This window comes from Streptomyces blattellae, from assembly GCF_009709555.1.
GTDB classification, from domain to species: domain Bacteria; phylum Actinomycetota; class Actinomycetes; order Streptomycetales; family Streptomycetaceae; genus Streptomyces; species Streptomyces blattellae.
In genome coordinates, this window is the sequence record NZ_WJBG01000131.1 from 38,216 (window position 1) to 60,400 (window position 22,185).

Genomic DNA, 22,185 nt, shown 5'->3' on the forward strand with positions numbered 1-22,185 from the left:
GTACCTGTTCGACTCAACGGCAACAAGAGGGAGTCCGTGTCGCCGATGCCCCGGATGGCGCATCCCGCGCGCGGCGAACGGGGCATGCTGAGGGTGCCCGGCGACGGTGGACGGGCCCGAGGCGAGGAGTGTTCATGGCGACGATCCCTTCGCTCCCCAGCAGGGACGAGATGCTGCGCATGGCCCGCAGCACGACCGACATCACCGGCCAGCTCCTGGACACGGCCGGGAACATCACGAAAATCGCCGTCAACACCTTCGGCCCACGGGACGGTTCGGGCACGGAGGTGCTGCGCGTCCTGCGCGAGACCACCGCCGAACTCGCCGAGGCCAGCGCCTCCCCGCAGGCCCAGGAGGCCTTCTACCGCATCGTCGACACCCTCACCCGGCTCGGCACCAGCGGCGCCCCGCTCGCCGTGCACCCGGTCAGCGAACCGGCCCAGGCGCTGCTGGCGGCGCTGAGCGACAGCCTGCTGCCGGTGCTGGACGCGGTGGAGCCGGCGGTGGAGGAATTCGCCACCGCCCTCGGCGACTTCGTCGAGGCGGCGGCACCGCTGCTGCCCGCGGCGGCGGGCCTGGTCGCGGGCGTGCTGCTCGCCCTCACCCCGCTGATCCGGGCGGCGACCGGCGTCCTGCACGAGTCGGCCCCCGAACTCCAGCGTGCCGCCGACGCGTTGACGTCCGCGCTGGCCCCGCTGATGCCGCTCCAGGTGGCCCTGGCGGAGCGTGCGGCCGCCGCGGGCGCGGGTGTCGTACGCGCCGCCCTGCCGCCCCTCGCCGACCTCACGGAAGCCGCCGCGGCGACGACGAAGGCGGCGCGGCCGGTGCTCATAGCGGGGGAGGAGCTGCTGGTGTCCGCCCTGGAGTCGGTCCAGCCCCTGATGCTGGCCACGGCTTCCGGCGCGGGGCGGGTGGCACGGGCGGCGGCGGTACGGGTGACGGCGGCGGTGTCCCCGGCGGCGGATCGCGGGGTCATGGTGGCCGTGGCCCCGGCGGAGTGAGTCGGGGAGACGCAGGTCACATCGGGTGATGTCACATCGCGCCGGGGTCGTTCCGTCATAGCTGTGCAGCCAACGACAAGCCAACGACGACGGCAGAGGAGATCACGATGACTGCCCGACTGGACGCCTTCAACAGCCCCACCACCATGAAGGTCTTCAAGCACATCATCGCGGCGGGCAAGGTGCTCAAGGACTCGACGCTGCCGGCCGCGACACAGGAACTGGTCAGGCTCCGCGCCAGCCAGATCAACGGATGCGGCTTCTGCACCGACATGCACTTCAAGGACGCCGTCGCCGCCGGTGAGAGCGCCGAGCGGCTCAACCTGGTCGCGGCCTGGCGGGAGGCCACGGTCTTCACCGAGGCGGAGCGGGCCGCGCTGGAGCTGGCCGAGCAGGGCACCCGCATCGCGGACGCGGCCGGCGGCGTCACGGACGAGGCCTGGGCGAACGCCGCCAAGCACTACGACGAGGAGGAACTGGCCGCCCTGGTGTGCGCGATCGCCCTGATCAACACCTTCAACCGGGCGAACGTCATGATCCAGACGCCCGCCGGTGACTACCAGCCCGGCCAGTTCGGATAGCCGACCGGGAGTGTCCGCTCCCGTGGCCGGCCGCCGTCCGGTGGCCGGCCACCGGAGCCGGGGCGCTGTCAGTGCGTGCCGCTAGAGTTTTCTCCATGCGCGATCTCGGGGTGGGCTTCAACTACCTGCTGAAAGGCCAGCGCTGGGTGGCCCGGCACGGCAAGCAGTACGGCTTCGGGCTGGTCCCGGGCCTGATAACGCTCGTCCTGTATGTGGCGGCGCTGGTCTCGCTGGCGCTGTGGGGCGAGGACTTCGTGGCGTGGGCGACACCCTTCGCCGACGACTGGTCCAGCCCCTGGCTCGGCCTGTTCCGGGGCTTCCTCACCGTCGTCCTGTTCGCCCTCGGCCTGCTCCTCGCCGTCCTCACCTTCACCGCGGTCACCCTCCTGATCGGCCAGCCGTTCTACGAGAACCTCTCCGAGAAGGTCGACCGGGACGTCTCACCGGACGGCACCGCACCGGAGTCCGGCCTGCCGCTCTGGCGCGAGCTGTGGATCTCCGGCCGCGACAGCCTGAGAGTCCTCATGCGGGCCGCGCTCTGGGGCATCCTCCTCTTCGCCTGCGGCTTCATCCCGGTCGCCGGTCAGACGGCCGTCCCGGTCATCGGGTTCTTCGTCACCGGCTTCTTCCTCACCGAGGAACTCACCTCCGTCGCCCTCCAGCGCCGCGGGGTCGACCTGCGCGAGCGCCTCACCCTGCTGCGCTCCCGCAAGACCCTGGTCTGGGGCTTCGGAACCCCGCTCGCGCTGGCCTTCGTGATCCCGCTCGTCGCCGTGTTCCTGATGCCGGGCGCGGTCGCGGGCGCCACGCTGATGGCCCGCGACCTGGCCGGTGAGGAGACCGCCGAGGAGACCGCCGAGGACGGTGATCACCCGGTGACGGCCACCGTCAGGACCGCCCGCACCTGAGCGATGATGTCCAGCCGGTTCCGCTCGAACTCGGGATCGGTGACGGCGCCCGTCGCCGGGTCGGTGTTGCCCGTGCCGAACTGCAGCACCGGCGTGTGCACATGCCCGCCCGGCAGCGAGTCGCGCAGCCCCAGCCGGTCCCGCAACAGCGTGGCCCGGTAGGCGATCTCGTTGGACAGGTAGTCGCCGCCGCCCCCGGCACGCGCCGTCGACCCGGGCGTCGGTCCGTCCGGCCGTACGACGGACTCGGTGCCGCCCGCCGGGATCTCGGTCACGCCGGTGTTGTCGTAGACGGGGAACCGCCCGGTGTCCGCGGCCACGATCGCGGCGTACGGCAGGCTGGTCGTCGTCCACTGCGGCTGCGAGGCCGGGTCGGTGACGGGGACGGTCCCGGCCGTACCGGTGTTCTCGTTGTCCGGCGAGCCGCCTCGCCAGGCCCCGTTGGTCCGCTCGATGTCGAACCGCCCGACCCGGCCCTGGCTCACGGTCGTGACCAGGTCCACCTTCGGCAGATACGGCCGCAGCGTCCGCTCGACCGTCCCCGCCGCGAAGTCCCGCCAGCGCACCGGGAACATGGCGGTCTCGATCCGCGCCGGACCGTCCGCCGTCTCGATCACCGTGCCGTCGAGGGCCAGCGCGGTCGCTCCGGACGGGTTGGAGATCCGGATGTCCCGGTCCAGCGTGAACGGGTCGAACCCGGTGAGCAGGACCCGCTTGAGCCCCTTGCGCTGCGGATAGCGGATGGCGGTCTGCCCGCGCGAGTTCCGCTCCAACGCGTCGATCAGCGAGGCCCGTTGCGTGTCGTCAAGGCCGAACTCCGGCTCCCAGGTCCGCACTTCCCGCGTCATCCCCAGCCGCGCCCAGTACAGCGGCCGGTCGTCGTCCCGGCTGAGGCCCGCCCGTCGCCCACCACCACCGTTATGAGGAAGCGCTTCGCGCCCATTTGATTCGGCCGGCCCCCGCCCCTGCGCCCGCGCCACGGCCCGCCGCCACAGCGCCGCGCCCTCCCGTACGACGACCCGGCGGGCCTCGGCATACGACTCCGTCGCCGCGAGCGCCCGCGCGAACTCCGGTGCCACCGTGTCGAATCCGGAACGCCTGAGGATCTCCTGCGGTTGCGCCTTGTCCAGCCGAAGCTCCTCGACCGTCGGAGCCGGTGCCGTGTCCGCCGTCGCCGTCGTGGGGGCCGCGAGCCCCGCCAGCAGGGCGAGTCCGAGTACACCGATCCGAACACGTATGGAATTCAAGGGGGTCAGGTCCTTCCGTCGCCGTGGGGGAGCGTGCTCGGCAGTATGGCGTGACGGAAGGGACATGGGTAGATCAGCGAGGAGAGGCGGCCCACGCGGCGGACACCGCCCGCACCGGAGCCCCTTTCGCCGGGCACCGGCAGCAGTACGACGTCCGGACGCGCGCATCAGGCGGCGAGCGCCGGGACCGGGTGCACGCCGAGGCCCGCGGCGACGCAGCCCTGCCGAGGGCGCGCGGCGGGACCCTCGTCGGCGTCGTCGGCATCCGCGCGGATCGAGGCCGTCGCGGCGGTCAGCCCTCCTCGCCCAGCAGCGTGAGGAAGTCCCGGAAGGCGCCCGGCATGTCCACCGACTCCGGGTCGAGGAGCCACTGGTACTGCAGTCCGTCCATCACGGCCACCAGCAGGGGAGCGGTGCGCTCGGGAGTGAGGCCGTTCGGCAGCCGGTCGCCGTACTCGGCACGCAGGACGGCCGCCATGCCCGAGCGCACGCGGGTGTAGCGCTCGGCGAAGTAGTCGCGCGCCGGATGCCCCTCCGTCACGCTCTCGCCGAGCAGCGCGGAGAACGTCTGGATGATCGCGGGCCGCATCGCGTTGTACTCCACGAGCGACGCGAGCAGATCGACCCGCCACTGCGGGTTCGGCACCGCGTCCCACTGGTCCCGCTCCTCCAGCACGGCGACGAGCAGCGCGTCCTTGGTCGGGAAGTAGTGCAGCAGCCCCTGCTGGGTGAGCCCGACGCGCTCGGCGACCGCGCCCAGGCTCGCGCCCCGGTAACCGCGTTCGGCGATCACCTCCAGCGCCGCACGGACGATCTCGGAGCGCCGTTCCGCGCTCCTGACCCTTGCGTTCATGGCATCACCGTACGACATCCACCCTCATTGAAAATAACGGAAAGATAACGAAACCTACCGCTCTACAGGTAATGCGTGCAGGATGGAGGCACGGCACGGATCAACGAGGAGGCAACCCCGATGGCCCCTGTGGCAGGAACCCGCACCCAGGCCGACGAAGCGCGCGAGCAGATCGTCGAGGCGGCACTCGCCAGGCTCAGCCTCGACGCCAAGGCGCGGCTGCTCTCCGGCCAGGACATGTGGACCCTGCCCGCGCTCCCCGAGATCGGCCTGCGGTCCCTGGTCATGTCGGACGGCCCGATCGGCGTCCGCGGAGTGCGCTGGACCGCGGCCGACCCCTCCGTCGCCCTGCCGTCCCCGACCGCGCTCGCCGCCTGCTGGGACCCGGAACTCGCCCGCAGGGCAGGGGTGCTGCTCGCCCAGGAGGCCCGCCGCAAGGGCGTCCACGTGCTGCTCGCCCCCACCGTCAACCTGCACCGCTCACCGCTCGGTGGCCGTCACTTCGAGGCCTACAGCGAGGACCCGTACCTCACCGGCCGGATCGGCGCGGGCTATGTCAACGGCGTCCAGTCCGGCGGCGTCGGCACCACCGTCAAGCACTTCGTCGCCAACGACGCCGAGACCGACCGCTTCACGGTGAACAACCTGGTCTCCGAACGCGCCCTGCGCGAGCTGTACCTGGCGCCCTTCGAGGCCATCGTCGAGAACGCCCACCCCTGGGGCATCATGACCGCGTACAACACGGTCAACAGCACGACGATGACCGAGCACCGCTACCTGGTGAACGAGGTCCTGCGCGGCGAATGGGGCTTCGACGGCTTCAACGTCTCCGACTGGATGGCCGCCCGCTCCACCACCGGCGACATCGAAGGCGGCCTCGACGTCGCCATGCCCGGCCCGGACACGGTGTACGGCGAGGCCCTCGCCTCGGCCGTGCGGGACGGCAAGGTCGACGAGGCCACGGTCGACACCGCCGTACGCAACGTGCTGCGCCTCGCCGCCCGCGTCGGCATCCTTCAGGGCGCCGAGCCGGTCGTCACCGCGCTCCCGCAGACCGTCGACGGCATCGAACTGGCCCGCGAGATCGCCCACCGCTCCTTCGTGCTCGTGCGCAACCAGGGCGCCCTGCCGCTGAAGCCGGGCAGGATCGCCCTCATCGGCGCCGCCGCCCGCGACGCCCGTGTCCTCGGCGGCGGCTCCGCCACCGTCTTCCCGTCCCGGATCGTCTCCCCGCTCGACGGCCTCACCGCCGCCCTCCCCGAATCCACCCTGACCTACGCCGTCGGCGCCGACCCCAACACCGAACTCGCCATCGCCGACAAGGGGTTCGAGCTGCGGGCGGTCTGCCGCGACGCCGAGGGCAACGTCATCGGCACCGCCCCCGCACCCAACGGCCGGATCCAGTGGATGGGTTCGGACCTCCCCGACGGCGTCACCCACGACACCCTGCACACCGTCGAACTGACCGGCACCTTCACCCCGCGCGGCACCGGCCCGCACACCTTCGGCGTCAAGGGCATCGGCGGCTTCAAGCTGACCATCGACGGTGCGACGTACTACGACGACGTCCTGCGCCCCGCCAAGGAGGACCCCTTCTCCTCCTTCTTCGGCGCCCCGGCACCCGTCGCGCAGTGCGAACTGACCGCGGGGGAGCCGGTCGAGGTCTCCCTGACCTATGCCGTGGTCCTGTCCGAGGACATCCCCCTGAAGGTGGTCGGCTTCACTCTCGCCCACCAGGAGCCGCAGCGCGACCCGGACGAACTGATCGCCGAGGCCGTCGAGGCCGCCCGCGCCGCGGACACGGCCGTCGTCGTGGTCGCCACCACGGACCGGGTCGAGTCCGAGGGCTTCGACCGCAAGGACCTGAAGCTGCCCGGCCGCCAGGACGATCTGGTCCGCGCGGTCGCCGCCGCCAACCCGAACACGGTCGTGGTGGTCAACTCCGGCTCCCCGGTGGAGCTTCCGTGGCGCGACGACGTGGCCGCGATCCTGCTCAGCTGGTTCCCCGGCCAGGAGGGCGGCGCGGCTCTGGCGGACGTGCTCACCGGCGCCCAGGAGCCCGGTGGCCGCCTGCCCACCACCTGGGGCTCGCTCACCGACGCCCCGGTCACCCAGGTCGTCCCGGCCGACGGCGAACTCTCTTACAGCGAAGGCGTGTTCATCGGCTACCGGGCCTGGGAGAAGGAGGGCCGCAGCCCGGCGTACGCCTTCGGCCACGGCCTCGGCTACACCGACTGGACCTACGAGTCCGTCGAGGTCGCGGACACGACGGTACGGGTCCGGCTGCGCAACTCCGGGCAGCGCCCCGGCCGTGAGGTCGTCCAGGTCTATCTCGCGCCGAGCGTGCCCGACGCCGACCGCCCGGCACGCTGGCTGGCCGGCTTCGCGGGCGTCGTGGCCGCGCCCGGCGAGAGTGCCGACGTCACCGTGGAACTCCCGCGCCGCGCGTTCGAGATCTGGGACGAGACGACCAGGTCGTGGTCCTTTGTGAAGGGTTCGTACGAGATCCAGATCGGCCGCTCGATCATGGATCGCCGGCTCACCGCGACGATTAACGTCTGAGGCGGGACGGGACTTCGGGACGAGTCCCCCCATGAGCGGCCCCGGCCCGGGACCTGACCCCCGGGCCGGGGTTCACCCATGCCGGGCGGCTGTCCGGTCTCCGTGATGTCCGGCTTATCGGGCCGAGAAGCCGTACACCGTCTCCGAGCGGAACACCGCGCCCGGCCGCAGCACCGTGCTCGGGAACTCGGGCCGGTTGGGGGAGTCCGGGAAGTGCTGGGTCTCCAGGGCGATGCCCTCGCCGGGGGAGAAGGGCTCGCCCAGATGGTCGGCGGTGTAGAGCTGGAGGCCGGGCTCGGTGGTCGCGACCGTCAGCGCCCGCCCGGACGCGGGGTCGTACAGCTCGGCCACCTGCTCGGGGACCGGCGTCACTCCCTTGTCGAGCACGAAGTTGTGGTCGTAGCCCGCGCCGACCTTGCGTTCTTCGGCACGGAAGTCGAAGCGGGTGCCCTCGACGGGGGCGACACCGGTCGGGATCAGGTCCGCGTCGACGGGAGTGAACCGCGAGGCGGCGATCCGCAGTTCATGCCCGCCCGCGTTCCCCGCGCCGCTCAGGTTCCAGTACGAGTGGTTGGTGAGGTTCACCACGGTCGGCGCGTCGGTGACGGCCTCGTACGCGATCCGCAGCGCACCGGCGCCGTCCAGCGTGTACGTCGCCGAGACGTCGAGCCGTCCCGGGAAGCCCGCCTCGCCGTGCGGGCTGACGCGCGCGAGCCGCACACCGTGCTCGACCGGCGTCACGTCCCACACCCGCTTGTCGAAGCCGCGCTCGCCGCCGTGCAGCGAATTCGGCCCGTTGTTCGGCTCCAGCGCGTACGTCACACCGTCCAGCGGGAAGCGGCCACCCGCGATCCGGTTCGCGTAACGCCCGATGAGCGCACCGAAATACGGCTCCGGGTGCGCCCGGTACCCATCGAGGCCGGCGAACCCCAGCACCACGTTCCCCGGCCGCCCCTCCCGGTCCGGCACCTCCACCGACTGCACGATCCCGCCGTACGACAGGAGCCGCACCCGGACCCCCGAGCGCTCCAGGGTCCAGCGGTGGACGGGGGAACCGTCGGAAAGCGTGCCGAAGAGTTCGTTCATGTGCGGAACTCTAGGTCACGGACGTGACCCTGCGATACGCGATCTCCGCCAGCCGCGCCTGTCCGTTCACACTCGGGTGGAACCAGTCCCAGCGGCTCAACTGCTCCGTACCGAACTGGTAGTCGTACACCGCGCCGTCGTCGAAGCGGCAGAACCGGTTCTCCGCGCACACCTCCTCCAGCGCCTCGTTGTACTCCTGCACCCGGTCCTGCACGGCGTCCCGCCGCTCGACCGCCGCCGCGTCCATCGACTCCGCGTCGTCCAGCATCGTCGGGCAGATGTCCAGCCGCCACACCGCCCTGGCCATCCGGCTGTCCCGCCCCTGAGACCACAGCCGTTTGAGGTCCGGCACGCTCGACACGTACACCTCCGCGTCGGGCGCCTCCTCGTGCAGCACGCTCAGCGAGTCCTCGAAATCGTCCCGGAAGTCGTCCACCGAGGTCATCTCATCCGTGGAGTCCCGGCAGGCGTCGTTGGCGCCGATCATCACGGTCACCAGCTCCGGCGAGCGGGCGGCAGCCTCGGTCATCTGCCCGGACAGGTCCGCCATCCGCGCCCCGGTTTCCGCGTAGTTCCAACTCCGCTCCTCCGCCCCCGACTTGCCCAGCAGCCGTACGGCGAGACTGTCGACGTCGTCTCTGCTGCCGGTTGCCCAGGACACCTCGGGGCAGTCGTGGAGGACCGAACAGGCGTCGAAGCCGCGTGTGATGGAGTCGCCCACGGCGGCCACCGAATCCGGGCTGGTGTCCCACGCCGAAGCCGGCTGGGCGGTGGGCTTGGCCTTCTGGGTGGGCTCCGACGAGCCGCCACCGACGGCGTCACAGCCGGTGACGCCCAGAAGGGCCGCCGTCAGGACGGCGACGGCGGCCCGCGAGCGATGGCTTGGCTTTCGCATCCGGTGTGTCTCCTCGGTAGGTGTATGCCCCCTTCTGAGCAACGCCCGAGAATTCCCGGATGCCTCCGTGGAACGGATTATATTTGTATGAGCGTCCTGCCGGGTGAATGGCGGGCGTTTCCGGGCGCCGGGACGGACGGTACGTCACACTCCCCGCGCCGCCGCACGGTAGCCTCGCCATCAACGTGGCTGCCTGTCACCGCCGCCAGGCCAGCCAGCAATACCTGTCCCGCTCTGCCCGGAGGTCCCGGTGACGACACGTGGAGTTCTGTACGTGCACTCCGCGCCGCGCGCGCTGTGCCCGCACGTCGAGTGGGCCGTCGCCGGGGTGCTCGGCACACGCGTCAACCTCGACTGGATCCGGCAGCCCGCGGCCCCCGGCACCTGGCGCTCCGAGTTCTCCTGGCAGGCCGAGGCCGGCACCGCATCCAAACTGGCGTCCGCCCTGCGCGGCTGGCACCTCCTGCGCTTCGAAGTCACCGCCGAGCCCTGCCCCACCGCCGAGGGCGAGCGCTACAGCTGCACCCCCGACCTCGGCATCTTCCACGCCGTCACCGGCATCCACGGCGACATCCTGATCCCGGAGGACCGCTTGAGAGCGGCCCTCGTCCGCTCCCAGCGAGAAGAGACGGACCTGGAGGCCGAACTCGCCAAGCTCCTCGGAAAGCCCTGGGACGACGAACTGGAGCCGTTCAGGTACGCGGGCGAGGGAGCACCGGTCCGCTGGCTGCACCAGGTGGTGTGAGATCTCCGCACGTACGAAGGGCCCCCACCGGCCGGTGGGGGCCCTTCACGTCGTACGACTGGAAGTGCGGCTTCCTCAGACCGTGCGGAACGCCAGCACCACGTTGTGCCCGCCGAAGCCGAACGAATCGTTCAGCGCGGCGATCCGGCCCTCGACCGGCAGCTTGCGGGCCGCACCGCGCACGACATCCGCGTTGGCCTCGGCCTCCGGGTCGAGGTTCTCGACGTTGATGGTCGGCGGAGCCAGCCGGTGGTACAGGGCCAGCACCGTCGCGACCGACTCCACGCCGCCCGCACCGCCCAGCAGATGCCCGGTCATCGACTTGGTCGCGGAGACCGCCATGTGGTCCGTGTCGTCACCGAACACCTTCCGCAACGCCTTCAGTTCGGCCACGTCACCGGCCGGCGTGGACGTCGCGTGCGCGTTGACGTGCATGATCTCGGCGGGCTTGAGGTCGGTGTTGTCGAGCAGGTTCTGCAGCGCGTGCGAGATCCCGCGGCCCTCCGGCTCGGGCTGCACGATGTCGTGGCTGTCGGCGGAGACGCCCTGCCCGACCGCCTCGGCGTACACCCGCGCACCGCGCCTCGCGGCGTGCTCGGCGGACTCCAGGACGAGCACGCCGGCGCCCTCGCCGAGGACGAAGCCGTCACGGGCCACGTCGTACGGACGGGACGCGCCCTGCGGATCGTCGTTGTTCTTGGACATCGCCATCATGTTGCCGAACGCGGCGATGGGCAGCGGATGGATCGCCGCCTCCGTACCACCCGCGACGACGATGTCGGCGCGGCCGGAGCGGATCATCTCGATGGCGTAGCCGATGGCCTCGGCGCCGGAGGCGCACGCGGAGACCGGCGTGTGCACACCCGCGCGGGCGCCCACGGCCAGACCCACGTTGGCGGACGGGCCGTTCGGCATCAGCATCGGGACGGTGTGCGGGGAGACACGGCGGACGCCCTTCTCCCTCAGCACGTCGTACTGGTCGAGCAGGGTCGTCACGCCGCCGATGCCGGAGGCGATGACCGCGCCGAGCCGGTCGGGGTCGACGTTCGTGTCTCCACCGGCCTTCGCCTCGAAGCCGGCGTCCTTCCATGCCTCCTGGGCGGCGATCAGCGCGAACTGCGCCGAGCGGTCCAGGCGGCGGGCCTGCGGCCGCGGAATGACCTCGGCCGGCTCCACGGCGACCGGGGCCGCGATACGGACGGCCTGCTCGGCCGCCCACTCCTGCTCCAGGGGCTTGACGCCGGACTTGCCGGCGATCAGGCCCTCCCAGGTAGAGGCTGCGTCGCCACCCAGCGGTGTGGTTGCGCCGATACCGGTGACGACCACGGTGCGTTTGGTCGGGCTCACGGGAATTCTTTCTCCAACGGATCCGAGGAGGACAACCCCCGCTCGGGGCGGGGACAACGGCGCCACCGCCGGGTGGCGGGGCCTTGCAGTCGGTCCTGAGGGGTGATCAGGCCTTGTGCTTGAGGATGTAGTCGGTCGCGTCGCCGACCGTCTTGAGGTTCTTGACGTCCTCGTCCGGGATCTTGACGTCGAAGCGCTCTTCGGCGGCGACGACGACCTCGACCATGGACAGCGAGTCGACGTCCAGGTCGTCGGTGAAGGACTTGTCCAGCTGGACGTCCTCAACCGGGATGCCGGCGATCTCGTTCACGATGTCGGCGAGACCGGCGACGATCTCTTCCTGCGTGGCGGCCATGTCAGGCGCTCCTTCTTGTTTATCCAGAGGGTGTGGCGTTGATATCCGTGCCGGACCGGGTGATCCGGCACGGAGTGCCTAGGGGAGGGTAACGATCGTGGCGGCGTAGACGAGACCCGCCCCGAATCCGATGACGAGCGCGGTGTCACCGCTCTTCGCCTCGCCGGTCGCCAGAAGCCGCTCCATCGCGAGCGGGATCGAGGCGGCCGAGGTGTTGCCGGTGGTGCGCACATCACGGGCGACCGTGACGTGCTCCGGCAGTTTCAGCGTCTTCACCATCGAGTCGATGATCCGCTCGTTGGCCTGGTGGGGAATGAAGACGTCCAGGTCGTCCGGGGTGAGTCCGGCCGCGTCCAGCGCCTGCTGGGCGACCTTCGCCATCTCGAACACGGCCCAGCGGAACACCGCCTGGCCCTCCTGCGTGATTGCGGGGAACTTGACGTTTCCCTCGCTGTCGAGCGGGAGCTTGGAGAGGTCGCCGATCCGGTACTCGTTCCACGGCACCGTCTGCTTGATCGTCTCGGACTTGTCGCCCTCCGAGCCCCACACCGTCGGACCGATGTGCGGCTCCTGGGCGGGACCGACGACGACCGCGCCGGCACCGTCACCGAAGAGGAACGCGGTGGCCCGGTCCTCCAGGTCGGTCAGGTCCGACAGCCGCTCCACGCCGATGACGAGGACGTACTCCGCGGAGCCCTCGACGACCATGCCCTTGGCGAGGGTGAGGCCGTAGCCGAAGCCCGCGCAGCCCGCCGAGATGTCGAACGCGGCGGCCTTGTCCGTGCCCAGCTTGTCGGCGATCTCGGTGGCGACGGCCGGGGTCTGGCTGAAGTGCGACACGGTCGAGACGACCACGGCGCCGATCTGCTCGGCCGAGATCCCGGCGCCGGCGATCGCCTTGCCGGACGCCTCGATCGACATCGCGGCGACCGTCTCCTCGTCGGAGGCCCAGTGCCGTGTCTCGATGCCGGAGCGCGAACGGATCCACTCGTCGGACGAGTCGATCTTCTCAAGGATCACCTCGTTCGGCACGACCCGGGTGGGACGGTAACCACCCACGCCCAGAATGCGCGCGTACGGGGCGCCCTTGCTGGGCTTGATCTTCGACATGTTCGTACGGCTCCTTAGGCGTCAGGCGTCGGCGTGCTCGGCAATGAGCTCGCGGGCCGCGTCGAGGTCGTCGGGGGTCTTCAGGGCCAGCGTCCTGACGCCGGGGAGCGCACGCTTGGCCAGGCCGGTGAGCGTACCGCCGGGACAGACCTCAAGGAGGGCGGTGACACCCAACTCCTTGAAGGTCTCCATGCACAGATCCCAGCGCACGGGGTTGGCGACCTGTCCGACGAGGCGGTCGAGCACCTCGGCGCCGGTCGCGACGGCCTGGCCGTCCTTGTTGGAGACGTAGGTGATCTCGGGGTCGGCGGGCGTCAGTTCCGCGGCGGCCTTGGCCAGCACGTCGACCGCCGGAGCCATGTGATGCGTGTGGAAGGCGCCGGCGACCTTCAGTGCGACGACCTTGCGGACGCCCTCGGGCTTGTCCTCGGCGAGCGCGGCGAGCTGCGCCAGCGTGCCCGCGGCGACGATCTGACCGGCGCCGTTGACGTTCGCCGGAGTCAGGCCCAGCTTCGCCAGGTGCGCGACGGACACCTCGGGGTCGCCGCCGAGCAGCGCCGACATGCCCGTCTCGGTGACCGCGGCGGCGTCGGCCATGGCCAGGCCGCGCTTGCGTACGAGGGCCAGCGCGGCGGTGTCGTCGAGGATGCCCGCGAAGGAGGCGGCGGTGATCTCACCGACGCTGTGGCCGGCGACCGCGCCGGCGGCGACGGTCCCCAGTGCCGCGGCGGAGAGTATGCCGGCCGCGACCAGCAGCGGCTGGGCCACGGCGGTGTCGCGGATCGCGTCCGCGTCGGCCTGTGTGCCGTAGTGGGCGAGGTCCAGTCCGATGGCGTCCGACCACGCGGCGACGCGGTCCGCGGCACCGGGCAGATCGAGCCAGGGGGTCAGGAAGCCGGGCGTCTGGGCGCCCTGGCCGGGAGCGACGAGTACGAGCACTCTCACACTCTCTCTTGTGGACGGCCACGGCCGCCCGTGGGGACAGGGACGAAGAACGCGAAGGGGTTTTGTAGGCCCCCGACAAAAGGCTAGAGCTGCAGATCTCCATCGGCCAGACGCCCGAGGATCAGCGCGATCCGCAACGTGAACGCCGACCGTACATCTGACGGTGACCAGCCGGTGACGTCAGTCACACGTCGGAGCCGGTAGCGCACGGTGTTGGGATGGACGAACAGCATGCGGGCGGCGCCTTCGAGGCTGCTCGCCTGCTCAAGATAGACGGAGAGCGTCTCCAGGAGCGCGGAGCCGGCTTCCTCCAGCGGTCTGTAGATCTCCTCCACCAGCTGCTCGCGCGCCGAGGGATCCCCGGCGATCGCGCGCTCCGGCAGCAGATCGTCGGCCAGCACCGGCCGCGGCGCGTCCTGCCAGGCAGAACACGCCTTCAGCCCGGCCGCGGCGGCCTGCGCGGACCGGGTCGCGGCCAGCAGATCCGGTACGACGGGACCCGCCACCACCGGCCCGGCGGCATACGGCCCGATCAGCGACTTGGCGACCGCGAGCGGGCTGTCGCTGCCGCCCGCGATCACCACGAGCCGGTCCCCGAGCACGCCGGTGAGCACCTGCAGCTTGGCGTGCCGGGCCGCCCGCCGGATCGCCTCCACGGTCAACTCACTGTCACCGTCCGGCGCCGTACCCAACACCACGCACACATGCTCGGGCGCGTTCCAGCCGAGGGCGGCGGCACGCGACACGGCACCCTCGTCGGCCTCCCCGCTGAGGACCGCGTTCACGACCAGCGACTCCAGCCGCGCGTCCCAGGCACCGCGCGCCTCCGCGGCCTGCGCGTAGACCTGCGCGGTGGCGAACGCGATCTCGCGGGCGTAGACGAGCAGCGCCTCGCGCAGCACGTTCTCGTCGCCGGGCGCCGCCACCTCGTCGATGGCCGACTCCATGACCTCGATGGTGGTGCGCACCATCTCGACGGTCTGGCGGAGGGTGATGGCCCGGGTCAGCTCGCGTGGCGCGGTCCCGAAGACATCCGTGGAGATCGCCTGCGGGGCGTCGGGACGCCGGAACCACTCGGTGAACGCGGCGATACCCGCCTGCGCCACCAGACCGATCCAGGAACGGTTCTCCGGGGGCATGGCCCGGTACCACGGCAGCGTCTCGTCCATGCGCGCGATGGCTTGCGCGGCAAGACTTCCCGACGACTTCTCCAGCCGCCTGAGGGTTGCGGAGTGGGGGTGGGCGCCGGGGGGTGCGGCGGGGGGCTTGCTGGATTCGGGTTCGGGCACGGGGACAAGACTGCCTTATCGGATGGCTCGGTCGCCTACGGGGGCGCTGAATGCCGGTGTCGAGGCGGCGATCGTGCTCGACGCTTCGCGCCTCCGCGCTCCCCCACTCTCGGCTTCGCTCGACCGGGAGGTGCCCCCATGCCGCCTCGACACCGGCGCACCCCCTGCGGTTCCTTCGCGGCCGGCGCGTGGGACCAGTGGAGGTTGGTGGGCCCTTGCCGTTTGCTGCGTGTGGCTACGGTGGAGGGCGTGATGGACGTGAGGCGTGCAGCGGACCGTTACCGGGGAGGCGAGCCCGCAGCCGGGATCGAGTCTTGGCATGCCTTCTCCTTCGGGGCGCACTACGACCCCGACAATCTCCGCTTCGGCCCCGTGATCGCGTGCAACGAAGAGCACCTCGCGCCCGGCGCCGGGTTCGACGAGCATCCGCACAGCCACACCGAGCTGGTGACCTGGGTCGTCGAGGGGGAGCTGACGCACCGTGACTCGCGGGGGCACGAGACGGTGATCCGGCCCGGGGACGTGCAGAGGCTCAGCTCCGCGGCCGGGGTCCGTCATGTCGAGCGCAACGACGGCACCGAGCCGCTGACGTTCGTGCAGATGTGGCTGGCCCCGCTGGAGCCGGGCGGTGAGCCCGCCTACGAGACCGTGCGCGGCATCGCCGACTCCACGCCGTACGCCGTCCCCGAGGCGGGCGCGATGCTGCACGTGCGGCGACTGTCGGCGGGGGAGCGCACCGCCGTGCCGGATGCCGCTCTGGTCTACGTCCATGTGGTGCGCGGCACCGTCCGGCTCGGCCCGCACGAACTGGGGCCGGGGGACGCGGTGCGCGCGACCGGCGAGAAGGATCTCGAACTCCGCGCCGTTTCCGAGGAGGCCGAGGTACTGGCATGGGAACTGTCGCGGTAGCGGCGCGGGTTCAGCGGGTCTCGGTCAGTACCGCGTCCGTGAGCACCGGCCACACCTCGGCCGCCCAGGGGCCGAACGCCCGGTCCGTCAGCGCGACACAGGCCAGCCGGGCGTCGGGGTCGATCCAGAGGAACGTACCGGACTGGCCGAAGTGGCCGAAGGTGCGCGGTGAGGAGGAAGCGCCGGTCCAGTGGGGGGACTTGGCGTCACGGATCTCGAAGCCGAGTCCCCAGTCGTTGGGGTTCTGGTGTCCGTATCCCCGCAGGACGCCCTTGGTGCCCGGGTACTGGACGGTCATGGCCGCGGCGACCGTGCGGGGGTCGAGGAGGCGGGGTGTCTGGACCTCGGCGGCGAACTGCAGCAGATCCGCCACGGTCGAGACGCCGTCCTTCGCGGGCGAGCCCTCCAGCGTCGTGGACGTCATCCCCAGCGGCTCCAGCACCGCCTGCCGCAGATACTCGGCGAAGGGGATGTCCGTGGCCTTCGCGATGTGGTCGCCGAGCTGCTCAAAACCCGCGTTGGAGTACAGCCGCCGCTCACCGGGCGGGGCGGTCACCCGGTGCTCGTCGAAGGCGAGACCCGAGGTGTGCGCGAGCAGGTGCCGCACCGTCGCCCCGGGCGGGCCTGCCGGTTCGTCGAGTTCGATGGCGCCCTCCTCGTACGCGACCAGGGCGGCGTACGCGGCGAGCGGCTTGGTGACCGAGGCGAGGGGGAACCGGTGTCCGGTCGGGCCGTGGGACCCGAGGACGGTGCCGTCGGCCCGTACGACGGCCGCCGCGGCGGTGGAAACCGGCCAGTTCTCGATCAACGCGAGGCTCTTCAAGGACATACGCCGAGCCTAAGCCGCTCAGAATGTCAGCCGCATGAAGGGGTCCTTCCGGCGTGCGAAGCCCAGCGCGACGTACAGCGGCTCGGCATCCTCGGAGGCGGTGAGATCCACCTGTCCGACGCCCCGCTCCCGGAACCACTCCAGCAGTTCCGCCATGCACGCGCGGGCGTACCCGCGGCGCCGCGCGTCCGGATCCGTGGCGACGCTGAAGACGTAGCCGGTCCGTCCGTGCGGATTGCCGGCCTTTCCGATGCGGTACTCGACCGTCCCGGCCACCAGGGCCGCCAGCGCCCCCGGCCGCTCCGGATGCTCGACGACGAAGGCCGCGAAGTTCCCGTCGGCGTCGGCGAGCCGGTCCCGCAGGGTGGGCAGGGACTGTACGTGCCAGTCCGTACCGGACCCTGGGGAGTGCACGGAATCGATCATGACCTGACGCAGACGGAGCACTTCCTCCGCGTCCTCGGCTGTGGCACGGCGTACGAGACTCATGGCCCGCACGCTAATCACACCCGCCCGTGGAGTCTTGCCGATTTCTCACGGCCGGCTTGCATGGAGTGCACTCCAAGGCCATAGCGTTGAGTCCATGACGGTGATGGACGCCACGAGTACCAGGACCGACACCTGCGGAGGGCTGCCCGATGCCGATCGGCGCCCGGACGGCCAGGACAGCTACACGATCAGTGAGGTCGCCGCGTTCACCGGTCTGACCGCGCACACCCTGCGCTGGTACGAGCGGATCGGTCTGATGCCGCACATCGACCGCTCGCACACCGGCCAGCGCCGCTACAGCAACCGCGACCTGGACTGGCTCGACCTCGTCGGCAAGCTCCGGCTCACCGGCATGCCGGTCGCCGACATGGTGCGGTACGCCGAGCTGGTCCGCGAGGGCGACCACACCTACGGCGCGCGGTACGAACTCCTGGAGGCGACCCGGCGGGACGTGCGGGCCCGGATCGAGGAGCTCCAGGACACCCTCGCCGTACTCGACCGGAAGATCAACTTCTATGCGGACGCCGGGCGTGCCCTGGCGTCGGAGAGGCCCCGATGACCGACAGCACCAGGATCCCGACGACCCGACTCGGCGAACACGGCCCCGAGGTGGGTGTCCAGGGCCTCGGCTGCATGGGCATGAGCTTCGCCTACGGCCCCTCGGACGCGAAGGAGTCCAGGGCCACCCTGGACCGGGCGCTGGAACTGGGCGTCACCCTGTACGACACGGCGGACGCTTACGGCGCCGGGGAGAACGAGAAGTTCCTGTCCCCCTTCTTCAAGGCCCACCGCGACGACATCGTGATCGCGACCAAGTTCGCCCTGGCGATCGACCCGGACGACCCCACGAAGCGGATCATCCGCAACGACGCCCCCTATGTCCGGCAGTGCGTCGAGGCGAGCCTGCAGCGCCTGGACGTCGACGTCATCGACCTCTACTACATGCACCGCCGGGACGTGAACGTCCCCATCGAGGAGACCGTCGGCGTCATGGCCGAACTGGTCCGCGAGGGCAAGGTCAAGCAGCTGGGCCTGAGCGAGGTGACGGCCGCCGAACTGCGCGCCGCCCACGCCGTCCACCCCATCGCGGCCGTGCAGTCCGAGTGGTCGCTCTTCAGCCGCGACATCGAGGCGAACGTGGTCCCCGCGGTCCGCGACCTGGGCGTCACCCTCGTGCCGTACTCACCCCTGGGCCGGGGCTTCCTCACGGGCTCCTTCGCCGCCGCCGACAAGGACCTCACGGCCGACGACTTCCGTCGCCAGCAGCCACGCTTCACCGGCGACAACGCGGCCGCCAACGCCGCCCTCCTGGACCCGATCCGCACGGTCGCCCGCTCCCACGACGCCTCCCTCGGGCAGATCGCCCTCGCCTGGGTACACCAGCAGGCGGCCATGCACGGCCTTCCCCTGGTCCCGATCCCGGGCACCCGCAAGCCGAGCCGGGTGGCGGAGAACACGGCGGCGACGGGCATCGTGCTGGGCGAACAGGACATGGCCCTCCTGGAGCCGATCGCCGGGAAGGTGGCAGGCGACAGGTACGCGGACATGACGTTCACGTCGGCGGGCAGGGAGTAACGGGTTCCGTTGGTCCGCGGGCCAGCTACAACTCCGCCAGCAGTTCAGCCTTCTTCAGTGAGAACTCCTCGTCCGTCACCAGCCCCGCCTGATGCAACTCCCCAAGATGACGGATCCGCTCGGCGATGTCGGCGGGATCGCGCCTCGGCGCGCTCGCCGGCACCGCCGCCACCGGCCCGCACTCCCGCACCGCTGCGAGAACCGCCGCCGCAAACGGCAACGACTCATGCACGGGCCCGTACCCCAACCCGAACACCACAGCCCCCGGATCCTGGTCGGCCTGCGCGGGCGGCGCGGCCACATCGCGCCGCAGCAACCGCAGATACCCCTCTAAGACCTCCGGCGACCGCCACTCCACCCCGCTCAGCTCGCCGACGGCGAAGGTCTGGTCCCCGGCCTTCCACTTCGCCGACGACGCCCCGGTCCAGAACCACCGGAACGACACCGAACGCCCGTCGAAGGACGCCTTCGCGTCGTACGCCTTGAAGGCCCGCGGAGCGTCCGGCGCGGCCACCAGATACCGCTGCGCCGGGCCGCTCTCGGTCAGCGCGGCGCGCAGCTCGTCGGCGTAGTACTCGGCCAGCGTCTCCCTGTCGGCCGGCAGTACGAGCCGGTAGGGGTCGCTGCCCTCCTTCAGCTGGCCGTCGGCCGCCTCCAGCAGTGGATCCGCGCCCGGCCGCGGCTCGGCCCGCAGGATCACCGTGCCGCGCTTGCCGTGCGTGAGTGTCACCCCCTGCAGAGCCGCGAGCGGCACCCGCCGCTCGCCGAGCACCTGGAACAGCCTGGGTGTTCGAATCCCCCGTTCGTAACGGATGAGCACGGAGTCGGACTCGAACTCCCAGGCGGCATGAAATCCGGCCAGTACGTCACCCATGCGGCTCATCGTATGCGGCACGAGCTCCTTCGTCCCCTCCCCGCGCAAACCGCGGTTTCTTGCGCCTCTACGCGCGTCCGGCCGTGGCGCTGTCGGGCAGACCCGCCCGGCAGCCTTCGTCATCGTCGGCACAGTGCACCGACTGGTACGCGCCAATGCCGATCTCGGCGAAGTTCAGCAGACTCTCCGTACCCGGCTCGAAATAGCCGCCGTGTCCCTCCGCGTCCCGCGCCGCCAGCACCCGCGCCCCGAAGGCGCGGGACATCGGGTCGGCGCCGTGCCCCAGGCCGCCGAACTCCAGGTATGGCACGTCCTCGATCCAGTCGTCGGCGTCGCGCATCGCCCACACATGGGCGGAGGTGTGCAGCTGGGACGCTTTGGCGGCCCGCATGCCGGGGCTGCCGGCCACCGCGATGTCGGCCACCCGGCCGGGCAGCGTGGGCGCGGCGAGCCCGCACACCACGGAGCCGTAGCTGTGGCAGAACAGCGAGACGTCCGAGCTTCCGGGCAGCGCCCTGACCAGCGCGTTCAGCCGTACGGCGCCCTCGGCGGCGCGCGTCGCGGTGGCCGAGTCGATGCCGAGACCGGCGGGGGCGGTGTAGTCGGCCCAGGCGATCACGGCCGTACGCGTCGAAGGGCTCGCCGTCTGCTCGGCCTGGTAGAGGGATTCGGCCATACCGACGGGCGCCGTGTACTTGCGGGCCGTCTTCTGGAAGGAGAGCAGATCCGTGTCGACACCGGGTACGACGACGGAGACCCGCTCGGCCCTGCTCAGATCGCCGAAGACCTCGGCGACCCGGCCCGCGCCCGCGGGGTCGAAGGCGAGGATCTCGCGGTCGGTCCGCATCAGCGACTCAAGACGGTGCATACGGCGACCCGCCTCGTGCTGCCCGTCGGGCGTGAGCCGGTCGTCGTGCGTGCGCCTGCGCTCGACCTCGCGTGCCTGGTCGATGGCGATCCGGTTGGCGTGGTAGCGCAGCTCGACCGGGGCGCCGTTCATATTGCCGACCGCGAGGGGAAAGCGCTGCGCGAGGTCGATGCGCTGCGCCGCGGTGAGCGAGGTGAAGAAGCGGGTCAGCAGGGCGGGGCCGGCGTCCGGGTCGGGGAGCCGGTGACCGTTGATACGGCCGTGCTCCCACGCGGTGACCGAGGCCTGGAGCGCGGTGGCCGTCCGCTGGTGACGAAGGGTGGTCCAGCCCGTGGTCGCCAGCATCACGAACACCACGGCCAGCGCGAGCAGAGCGCGCCAGACGTTCAATGGTGGGGACGAGTCGAAGGAAGTCACTGGGAGGACACACTAGGAGAACGAGACGGTCTCGCGTTAACCGAGTGGCGGGTATCACGTTTGAGGTTGACGTGACGCTGACCTCAGTTCGTTCGCCAGTTCCCCATCAGGGGCGGTCCCACCTGTTCCAGGTACGTGGCGGTCAGCTCGCGCATCGCGGACAGGCTGAAGTCGTCCCCCTCGGACCACATCCGCTCCGTGACCCTCATGACCGAGCCGAAGACCGCGACGACGAGGCGGGGCCGCGGATCGGTGTCCACGTCGAGGCCCTCGCGCCCGGCGACGATGCGTGCCATCTCCGCCTCAAGCTCCGCCGAGCGCCTCAGATGGGCGGCGAGCAGCGAGGGCGTCGATTCGATGAGGCGGGCGCGGGGGCGGCTCACATCTAGGCGCGCAACACCGTGGAATCCACGGCGATTTCGCCTATCAGGGTGACAACGCTAAAGATTCCTCGCACCCGGCACGCGTCGCGGTTCACAGTGGGCACGTCCTTCGTGCGGCATGTTCCAGAGGCACGTACGTACGACGAGAAGGGCGACCGGGACTGCGGCGCGCTGCCGGAGGGGGGCGGCGTGCCGCAGTCCCGCAGGGTTGGGAACGGCCACCGGGGTACTCGTCCCGTCGACCGAACCGATCGACGGGCCCCGGGAGTTGACATGGCGGGCTTCGGACACGGAACGCGCAAGTACCCCCGCTCACGTGGCCGGACGTGGTCACGATGGGGGTCCCCCGGTCGAGCGGATTCGAGACTGGGGGAGGGCCGGATCGCGCGACGCTCGGCATCATCGGAGCCGTCTGCGCCATCGTCGGCTTCTTCGCCCTCGGCATCATCCTCGGCCCCGTGGCCATGGCCTGCGGCTGGCTCTCCATGGGCCGAACCTGGTCAACAGCCCGCCCACTCCCGGCCCTGATCGCCCTGGTCCTCGGCACCATAGACACCGTCCTGGCCATCCTCTGGCTAGCAGGCCCAACAACCCCGGGCCAAGGCCTCCTCTGAAGAAACCCCACAAAACCGCGACCCCGCTACGGACATGCGCCTCAAGCCGCGGGCACCACGCGCCCAAAGCTGCGGGCATCACGTGCCCCAGAGCCGCTGGCATCACGCGTCCCAGAGCTGCGGGCATCACGCGTCCCAGAGCTGCGGGCATTCGTGCCGCCCAGGGCGGCACGGGTGGGCGCAGGCGGCACCCCGCAAACGCCGGGCTGCGTGACGCCCCCGCCCCAGCCACCGCGCCGGCCGCCCCGCGCCCCACCCCCGCCCAGCCACCGCGCCGGGCGCCCACACCCCCCGGCCTCACCC

General features: G+C 71.1%; 22 protein-coding genes and 1 pseudogene. 9 read left to right on the forward strand and 14 right to left on the reverse strand.

Annotated features, from left to right (window positions below; genetic code table 11):
• Nucleotides 1–134: 134 nt before the first annotated feature.
• From GFH49_RS13615 to GFH49_RS13625, 3 genes are all read left to right on the forward strand, one after another.
• The gene (locus GFH49_RS13615; RefSeq protein ID WP_155056130.1) at nucleotides 135–1,001 is read left to right on the forward strand and encodes a hypothetical protein; all 867 of its coding nucleotides are present in this window, start codon (nucleotides 135–137) and stop codon (nucleotides 999–1,001) included.
• Between the two features lie 107 nt (nucleotides 1,002–1,108).
• Nucleotides 1,109–1,582: a carboxymuconolactone decarboxylase family protein gene (locus GFH49_RS13620; protein WP_155056131.1), complete on the forward strand. Its 474-nt coding sequence runs from the start codon at nucleotides 1,109–1,111 to the stop codon at nucleotides 1,580–1,582.
• A 95-nt stretch (nucleotides 1,583–1,677) separates the two neighbouring features.
• Nucleotides 1,678–2,490: an EI24 domain-containing protein gene (locus tag GFH49_RS13625; protein ID WP_155056132.1), complete on the forward strand. Its 813-nt coding sequence runs from the start codon at nucleotides 1,678–1,680 to the stop codon at nucleotides 2,488–2,490.
• Here the strand turns inward: GFH49_RS13625 and GFH49_RS13630 are convergent.
• Both GFH49_RS13630 and GFH49_RS13635 read right to left on the reverse strand, forming a co-directional pair.
• Nucleotides 2,451–3,737 (reverse strand): pyroglutamyl-peptidase I, encoded by a 1,287-nt coding sequence (locus GFH49_RS13630; protein WP_155056133.1) that lies wholly within the window; start codon nucleotides 3,735–3,737, stop codon nucleotides 2,451–2,453. The genes GFH49_RS13625 and GFH49_RS13630 overlap by 40 nt on opposite strands.
• Before the next feature lie 292 nt (nucleotides 3,738–4,029).
• A complete protein-coding gene (locus tag GFH49_RS13635) occupies nucleotides 4,030–4,608 on the reverse strand; it encodes a TetR/AcrR family transcriptional regulator (RefSeq protein ID WP_155056134.1) in 579 nt (192 codons plus the stop codon).
• Between the two features lie 102 nt (nucleotides 4,609–4,710).
• On the opposite strand from GFH49_RS13635, the gene GFH49_RS13640 reads away from it, so the two are divergent.
• Nucleotides 4,711–7,152, forward strand: coding sequence for a beta-glucosidase (locus GFH49_RS13640; protein ID WP_155056135.1), 2,442 nt, complete (start codon nucleotides 4,711–4,713; stop codon nucleotides 7,150–7,152).
• Between the two features lie 114 nt (nucleotides 7,153–7,266).
• Here the strand turns inward: GFH49_RS13640 and GFH49_RS13645 are convergent, their stop codons facing one another.
• Both GFH49_RS13645 and GFH49_RS13650 read right to left on the reverse strand, forming a co-directional pair.
• On the reverse strand, nucleotides 7,267–8,238 hold the full coding sequence (locus GFH49_RS13645; protein ID WP_155056136.1) for an aldose epimerase family protein: 972 nt from the start codon (nucleotides 8,236–8,238) through the stop codon (nucleotides 7,267–7,269).
• A gap of 10 nt (nucleotides 8,239–8,248) precedes the next feature.
• Nucleotides 8,249–9,133 (reverse strand): SGNH/GDSL hydrolase family protein, encoded by an 885-nt coding sequence (locus tag GFH49_RS13650; protein ID WP_155056137.1) that lies wholly within the window; start codon nucleotides 9,131–9,133, stop codon nucleotides 8,249–8,251.
• Nucleotides 9,134–9,383: 250 nt separating this feature from the next.
• Between GFH49_RS13650 and GFH49_RS13655 the strand changes: the two genes are divergently transcribed.
• On the forward strand, nucleotides 9,384–9,878 hold the full coding sequence (locus GFH49_RS13655) for a DUF3145 domain-containing protein (protein WP_155056138.1): 495 nt from the start codon (nucleotides 9,384–9,386) through the stop codon (nucleotides 9,876–9,878).
• A gap of 75 nt (nucleotides 9,879–9,953) precedes the next feature.
• Here GFH49_RS13655 and fabF read toward each other — a convergent pair whose 3' ends face one another.
• The 5 genes from fabF to fasR all read right to left on the reverse strand — a co-directional run bounded on the left by fabF (nucleotide 9,954) and on the right by fasR (nucleotide 14,924).
• Nucleotides 9,954–11,225: a beta-ketoacyl-ACP synthase II gene (gene fabF / locus GFH49_RS13660; protein WP_155056139.1), complete on the reverse strand. Its 1,272-nt coding sequence runs from the start codon at nucleotides 11,223–11,225 to the stop codon at nucleotides 9,954–9,956.
• Nucleotides 11,226–11,331: 106 nt separating this feature from the next.
• Nucleotides 11,332–11,580 (reverse strand): acyl carrier protein, encoded by a 249-nt coding sequence (locus GFH49_RS13665; RefSeq protein WP_155056140.1) that lies wholly within the window; start codon nucleotides 11,578–11,580, stop codon nucleotides 11,332–11,334.
• 78 nt (nucleotides 11,581–11,658) lie between these two features.
• The gene (locus tag GFH49_RS13670; protein WP_155056141.1) at nucleotides 11,659–12,690 is read right to left on the reverse strand and encodes a ketoacyl-ACP synthase III; all 1,032 of its coding nucleotides are present in this window, start codon (nucleotides 12,688–12,690) and stop codon (nucleotides 11,659–11,661) included.
• Between the two features lie 21 nt (nucleotides 12,691–12,711).
• Nucleotides 12,712–13,629, reverse strand: a complete 918-nt coding sequence (locus GFH49_RS13675) for an ACP S-malonyltransferase (protein WP_155056142.1) — start codon at nucleotides 13,627–13,629, stop codon at nucleotides 12,712–12,714.
• A gap of 89 nt (nucleotides 13,630–13,718) precedes the next feature.
• The gene (gene fasR, locus GFH49_RS13680; RefSeq protein WP_155056143.1) at nucleotides 13,719–14,924 is read right to left on the reverse strand and encodes a fatty acid biosynthesis transcriptional regulator FasR; all 1,206 of its coding nucleotides are present in this window, start codon (nucleotides 14,922–14,924) and stop codon (nucleotides 13,719–13,721) included.
• 252 nt (nucleotides 14,925–15,176) lie between these two features.
• On the opposite strand from fasR, the gene GFH49_RS13685 reads away from it, so the two are divergent.
• The gene (locus GFH49_RS13685) at nucleotides 15,177–15,833 is read left to right on the forward strand and encodes a pirin family protein (protein WP_196217972.1); all 657 of its coding nucleotides are present in this window, start codon (nucleotides 15,177–15,179) and stop codon (nucleotides 15,831–15,833) included.
• A 10-nt stretch (nucleotides 15,834–15,843) separates the two neighbouring features.
• Here GFH49_RS13685 and GFH49_RS13690 read toward each other — a convergent pair whose 3' ends face one another.
• Nucleotides 15,844–16,662: a serine hydrolase domain-containing protein gene (locus tag GFH49_RS13690; RefSeq protein ID WP_155056145.1), complete on the reverse strand. Its 819-nt coding sequence runs from the start codon at nucleotides 16,660–16,662 to the stop codon at nucleotides 15,844–15,846.
• Nucleotides 16,663–16,680: 18 nt separating this feature from the next.
• Complete coding sequence (locus GFH49_RS13695; RefSeq protein WP_155056146.1) at nucleotides 16,681–17,151, reverse strand: GNAT family N-acetyltransferase; 471 nt, start codon at nucleotides 17,149–17,151, stop codon at nucleotides 16,681–16,683.
• A 94-nt stretch (nucleotides 17,152–17,245) separates the two neighbouring features.
• Here GFH49_RS13695 and GFH49_RS13700 point away from each other — a divergent pair, with 94 nt between their 5' ends.
• Entirely contained in the window at nucleotides 17,246–17,710 is a 465-nt protein-coding gene (locus GFH49_RS13700; RefSeq protein WP_155056147.1) for a MerR family transcriptional regulator, read from the forward strand.
• Entirely contained in the window at nucleotides 17,707–18,726 is a 1,020-nt protein-coding gene (locus tag GFH49_RS13705) for an aldo/keto reductase (RefSeq protein WP_155056148.1), read from the forward strand. Before GFH49_RS13700 ends, GFH49_RS13705 begins: the two co-directional genes overlap by 4 nt.
• A gap of 25 nt (nucleotides 18,727–18,751) precedes the next feature.
• Here GFH49_RS13705 and GFH49_RS13710 read toward each other — a convergent pair whose 3' ends face one another.
• From GFH49_RS13710 to GFH49_RS13720, 3 genes are all read right to left on the reverse strand, one after another.
• Entirely contained in the window at nucleotides 18,752–19,609 is an 858-nt protein-coding gene (locus GFH49_RS13710) for a DUF4429 domain-containing protein (RefSeq protein ID WP_155056153.1), read from the reverse strand.
• Between the two features lie 58 nt (nucleotides 19,610–19,667).
• Nucleotides 19,668–20,885 (reverse strand): alpha/beta hydrolase, encoded by a 1,218-nt coding sequence (locus tag GFH49_RS13715; RefSeq protein ID WP_155056149.1) that lies wholly within the window; start codon nucleotides 20,883–20,885, stop codon nucleotides 19,668–19,670.
• Nucleotides 20,886–20,968: 83 nt separating this feature from the next.
• Nucleotides 20,969–21,268, reverse strand: coding sequence for an acyl-CoA-like ligand-binding transcription factor (locus tag GFH49_RS13720; protein ID WP_196217973.1), 300 nt, complete (start codon nucleotides 21,266–21,268; stop codon nucleotides 20,969–20,971).
• A gap of 273 nt (nucleotides 21,269–21,541) precedes the next feature.
• Between GFH49_RS13720 and GFH49_RS13725 the strand changes: the two are divergent.
• Nucleotides 21,542–21,882, forward strand: a pseudogene (locus GFH49_RS13725) (small hydrophobic protein).
• Nucleotides 21,883–22,185 lie beyond the last annotated feature (303 nt).

Bases quoted from the DNA above. Each gene is read 5' to 3' on its own strand.
- GFH49_RS13615 (WP_155056130.1), top strand. From the start codon at position 135: ATGGCGACGATCCCTTCGCTCCCCAGCAGGGACGAGATGCTGCGCATG.
- GFH49_RS13620 (WP_155056131.1), top strand. From the start codon at position 1,109: ATGACTGCCCGACTGGACGCCTTCAACAGCCCCACCACCATGAAGGTC.
- GFH49_RS13625 (WP_155056132.1), top strand. From the start codon at position 1,678: ATGCGCGATCTCGGGGTGGGCTTCAACTACCTGCTGAAAGGCCAGCGC.
- GFH49_RS13635 (WP_155056134.1), bottom strand. From the start codon at position 4,608: ATGTCGTACGGTGATGCCATGAACGCAAGGGTCAGGAGCGCGGAACGG.
- GFH49_RS13640 (WP_155056135.1), top strand. From the start codon at position 4,711: ATGGCCCCTGTGGCAGGAACCCGCACCCAGGCCGACGAAGCGCGCGAG.
- GFH49_RS13645 (WP_155056136.1), bottom strand. From the start codon at position 8,238: ATGAACGAACTCTTCGGCACGCTTTCCGACGGTTCCCCCGTCCACCGC.
- GFH49_RS13650 (WP_155056137.1), bottom strand. From the start codon at position 9,133: ATGCGAAAGCCAAGCCATCGCTCGCGGGCCGCCGTCGCCGTCCTGACG.
- GFH49_RS13665 (WP_155056140.1), bottom strand. From the start codon at position 11,580: ATGGCCGCCACGCAGGAAGAGATCGTCGCCGGTCTCGCCGACATCGTG.
- GFH49_RS13670 (WP_155056141.1), bottom strand. From the start codon at position 12,690: ATGTCGAAGATCAAGCCCAGCAAGGGCGCCCCGTACGCGCGCATTCTG.
- GFH49_RS13685 (WP_196217972.1), top strand. From the start codon at position 15,177: ATGGACGTGAGGCGTGCAGCGGACCGTTACCGGGGAGGCGAGCCCGCA.
- GFH49_RS13690 (WP_155056145.1), bottom strand. From the start codon at position 16,662: ATGTCCTTGAAGAGCCTCGCGTTGATCGAGAACTGGCCGGTTTCCACC.
- GFH49_RS13695 (WP_155056146.1), bottom strand. From the start codon at position 17,151: ATGAGTCTCGTACGCCGTGCCACAGCCGAGGACGCGGAGGAAGTGCTC.
- GFH49_RS13700 (WP_155056147.1), top strand. From the start codon at position 17,246: ATGACGGTGATGGACGCCACGAGTACCAGGACCGACACCTGCGGAGGG.
- GFH49_RS13705 (WP_155056148.1), top strand. From the start codon at position 17,707: ATGACCGACAGCACCAGGATCCCGACGACCCGACTCGGCGAACACGGC.
- GFH49_RS13710 (WP_155056153.1), bottom strand. From the start codon at position 19,609: ATGAGCCGCATGGGTGACGTACTGGCCGGATTTCATGCCGCCTGGGAG.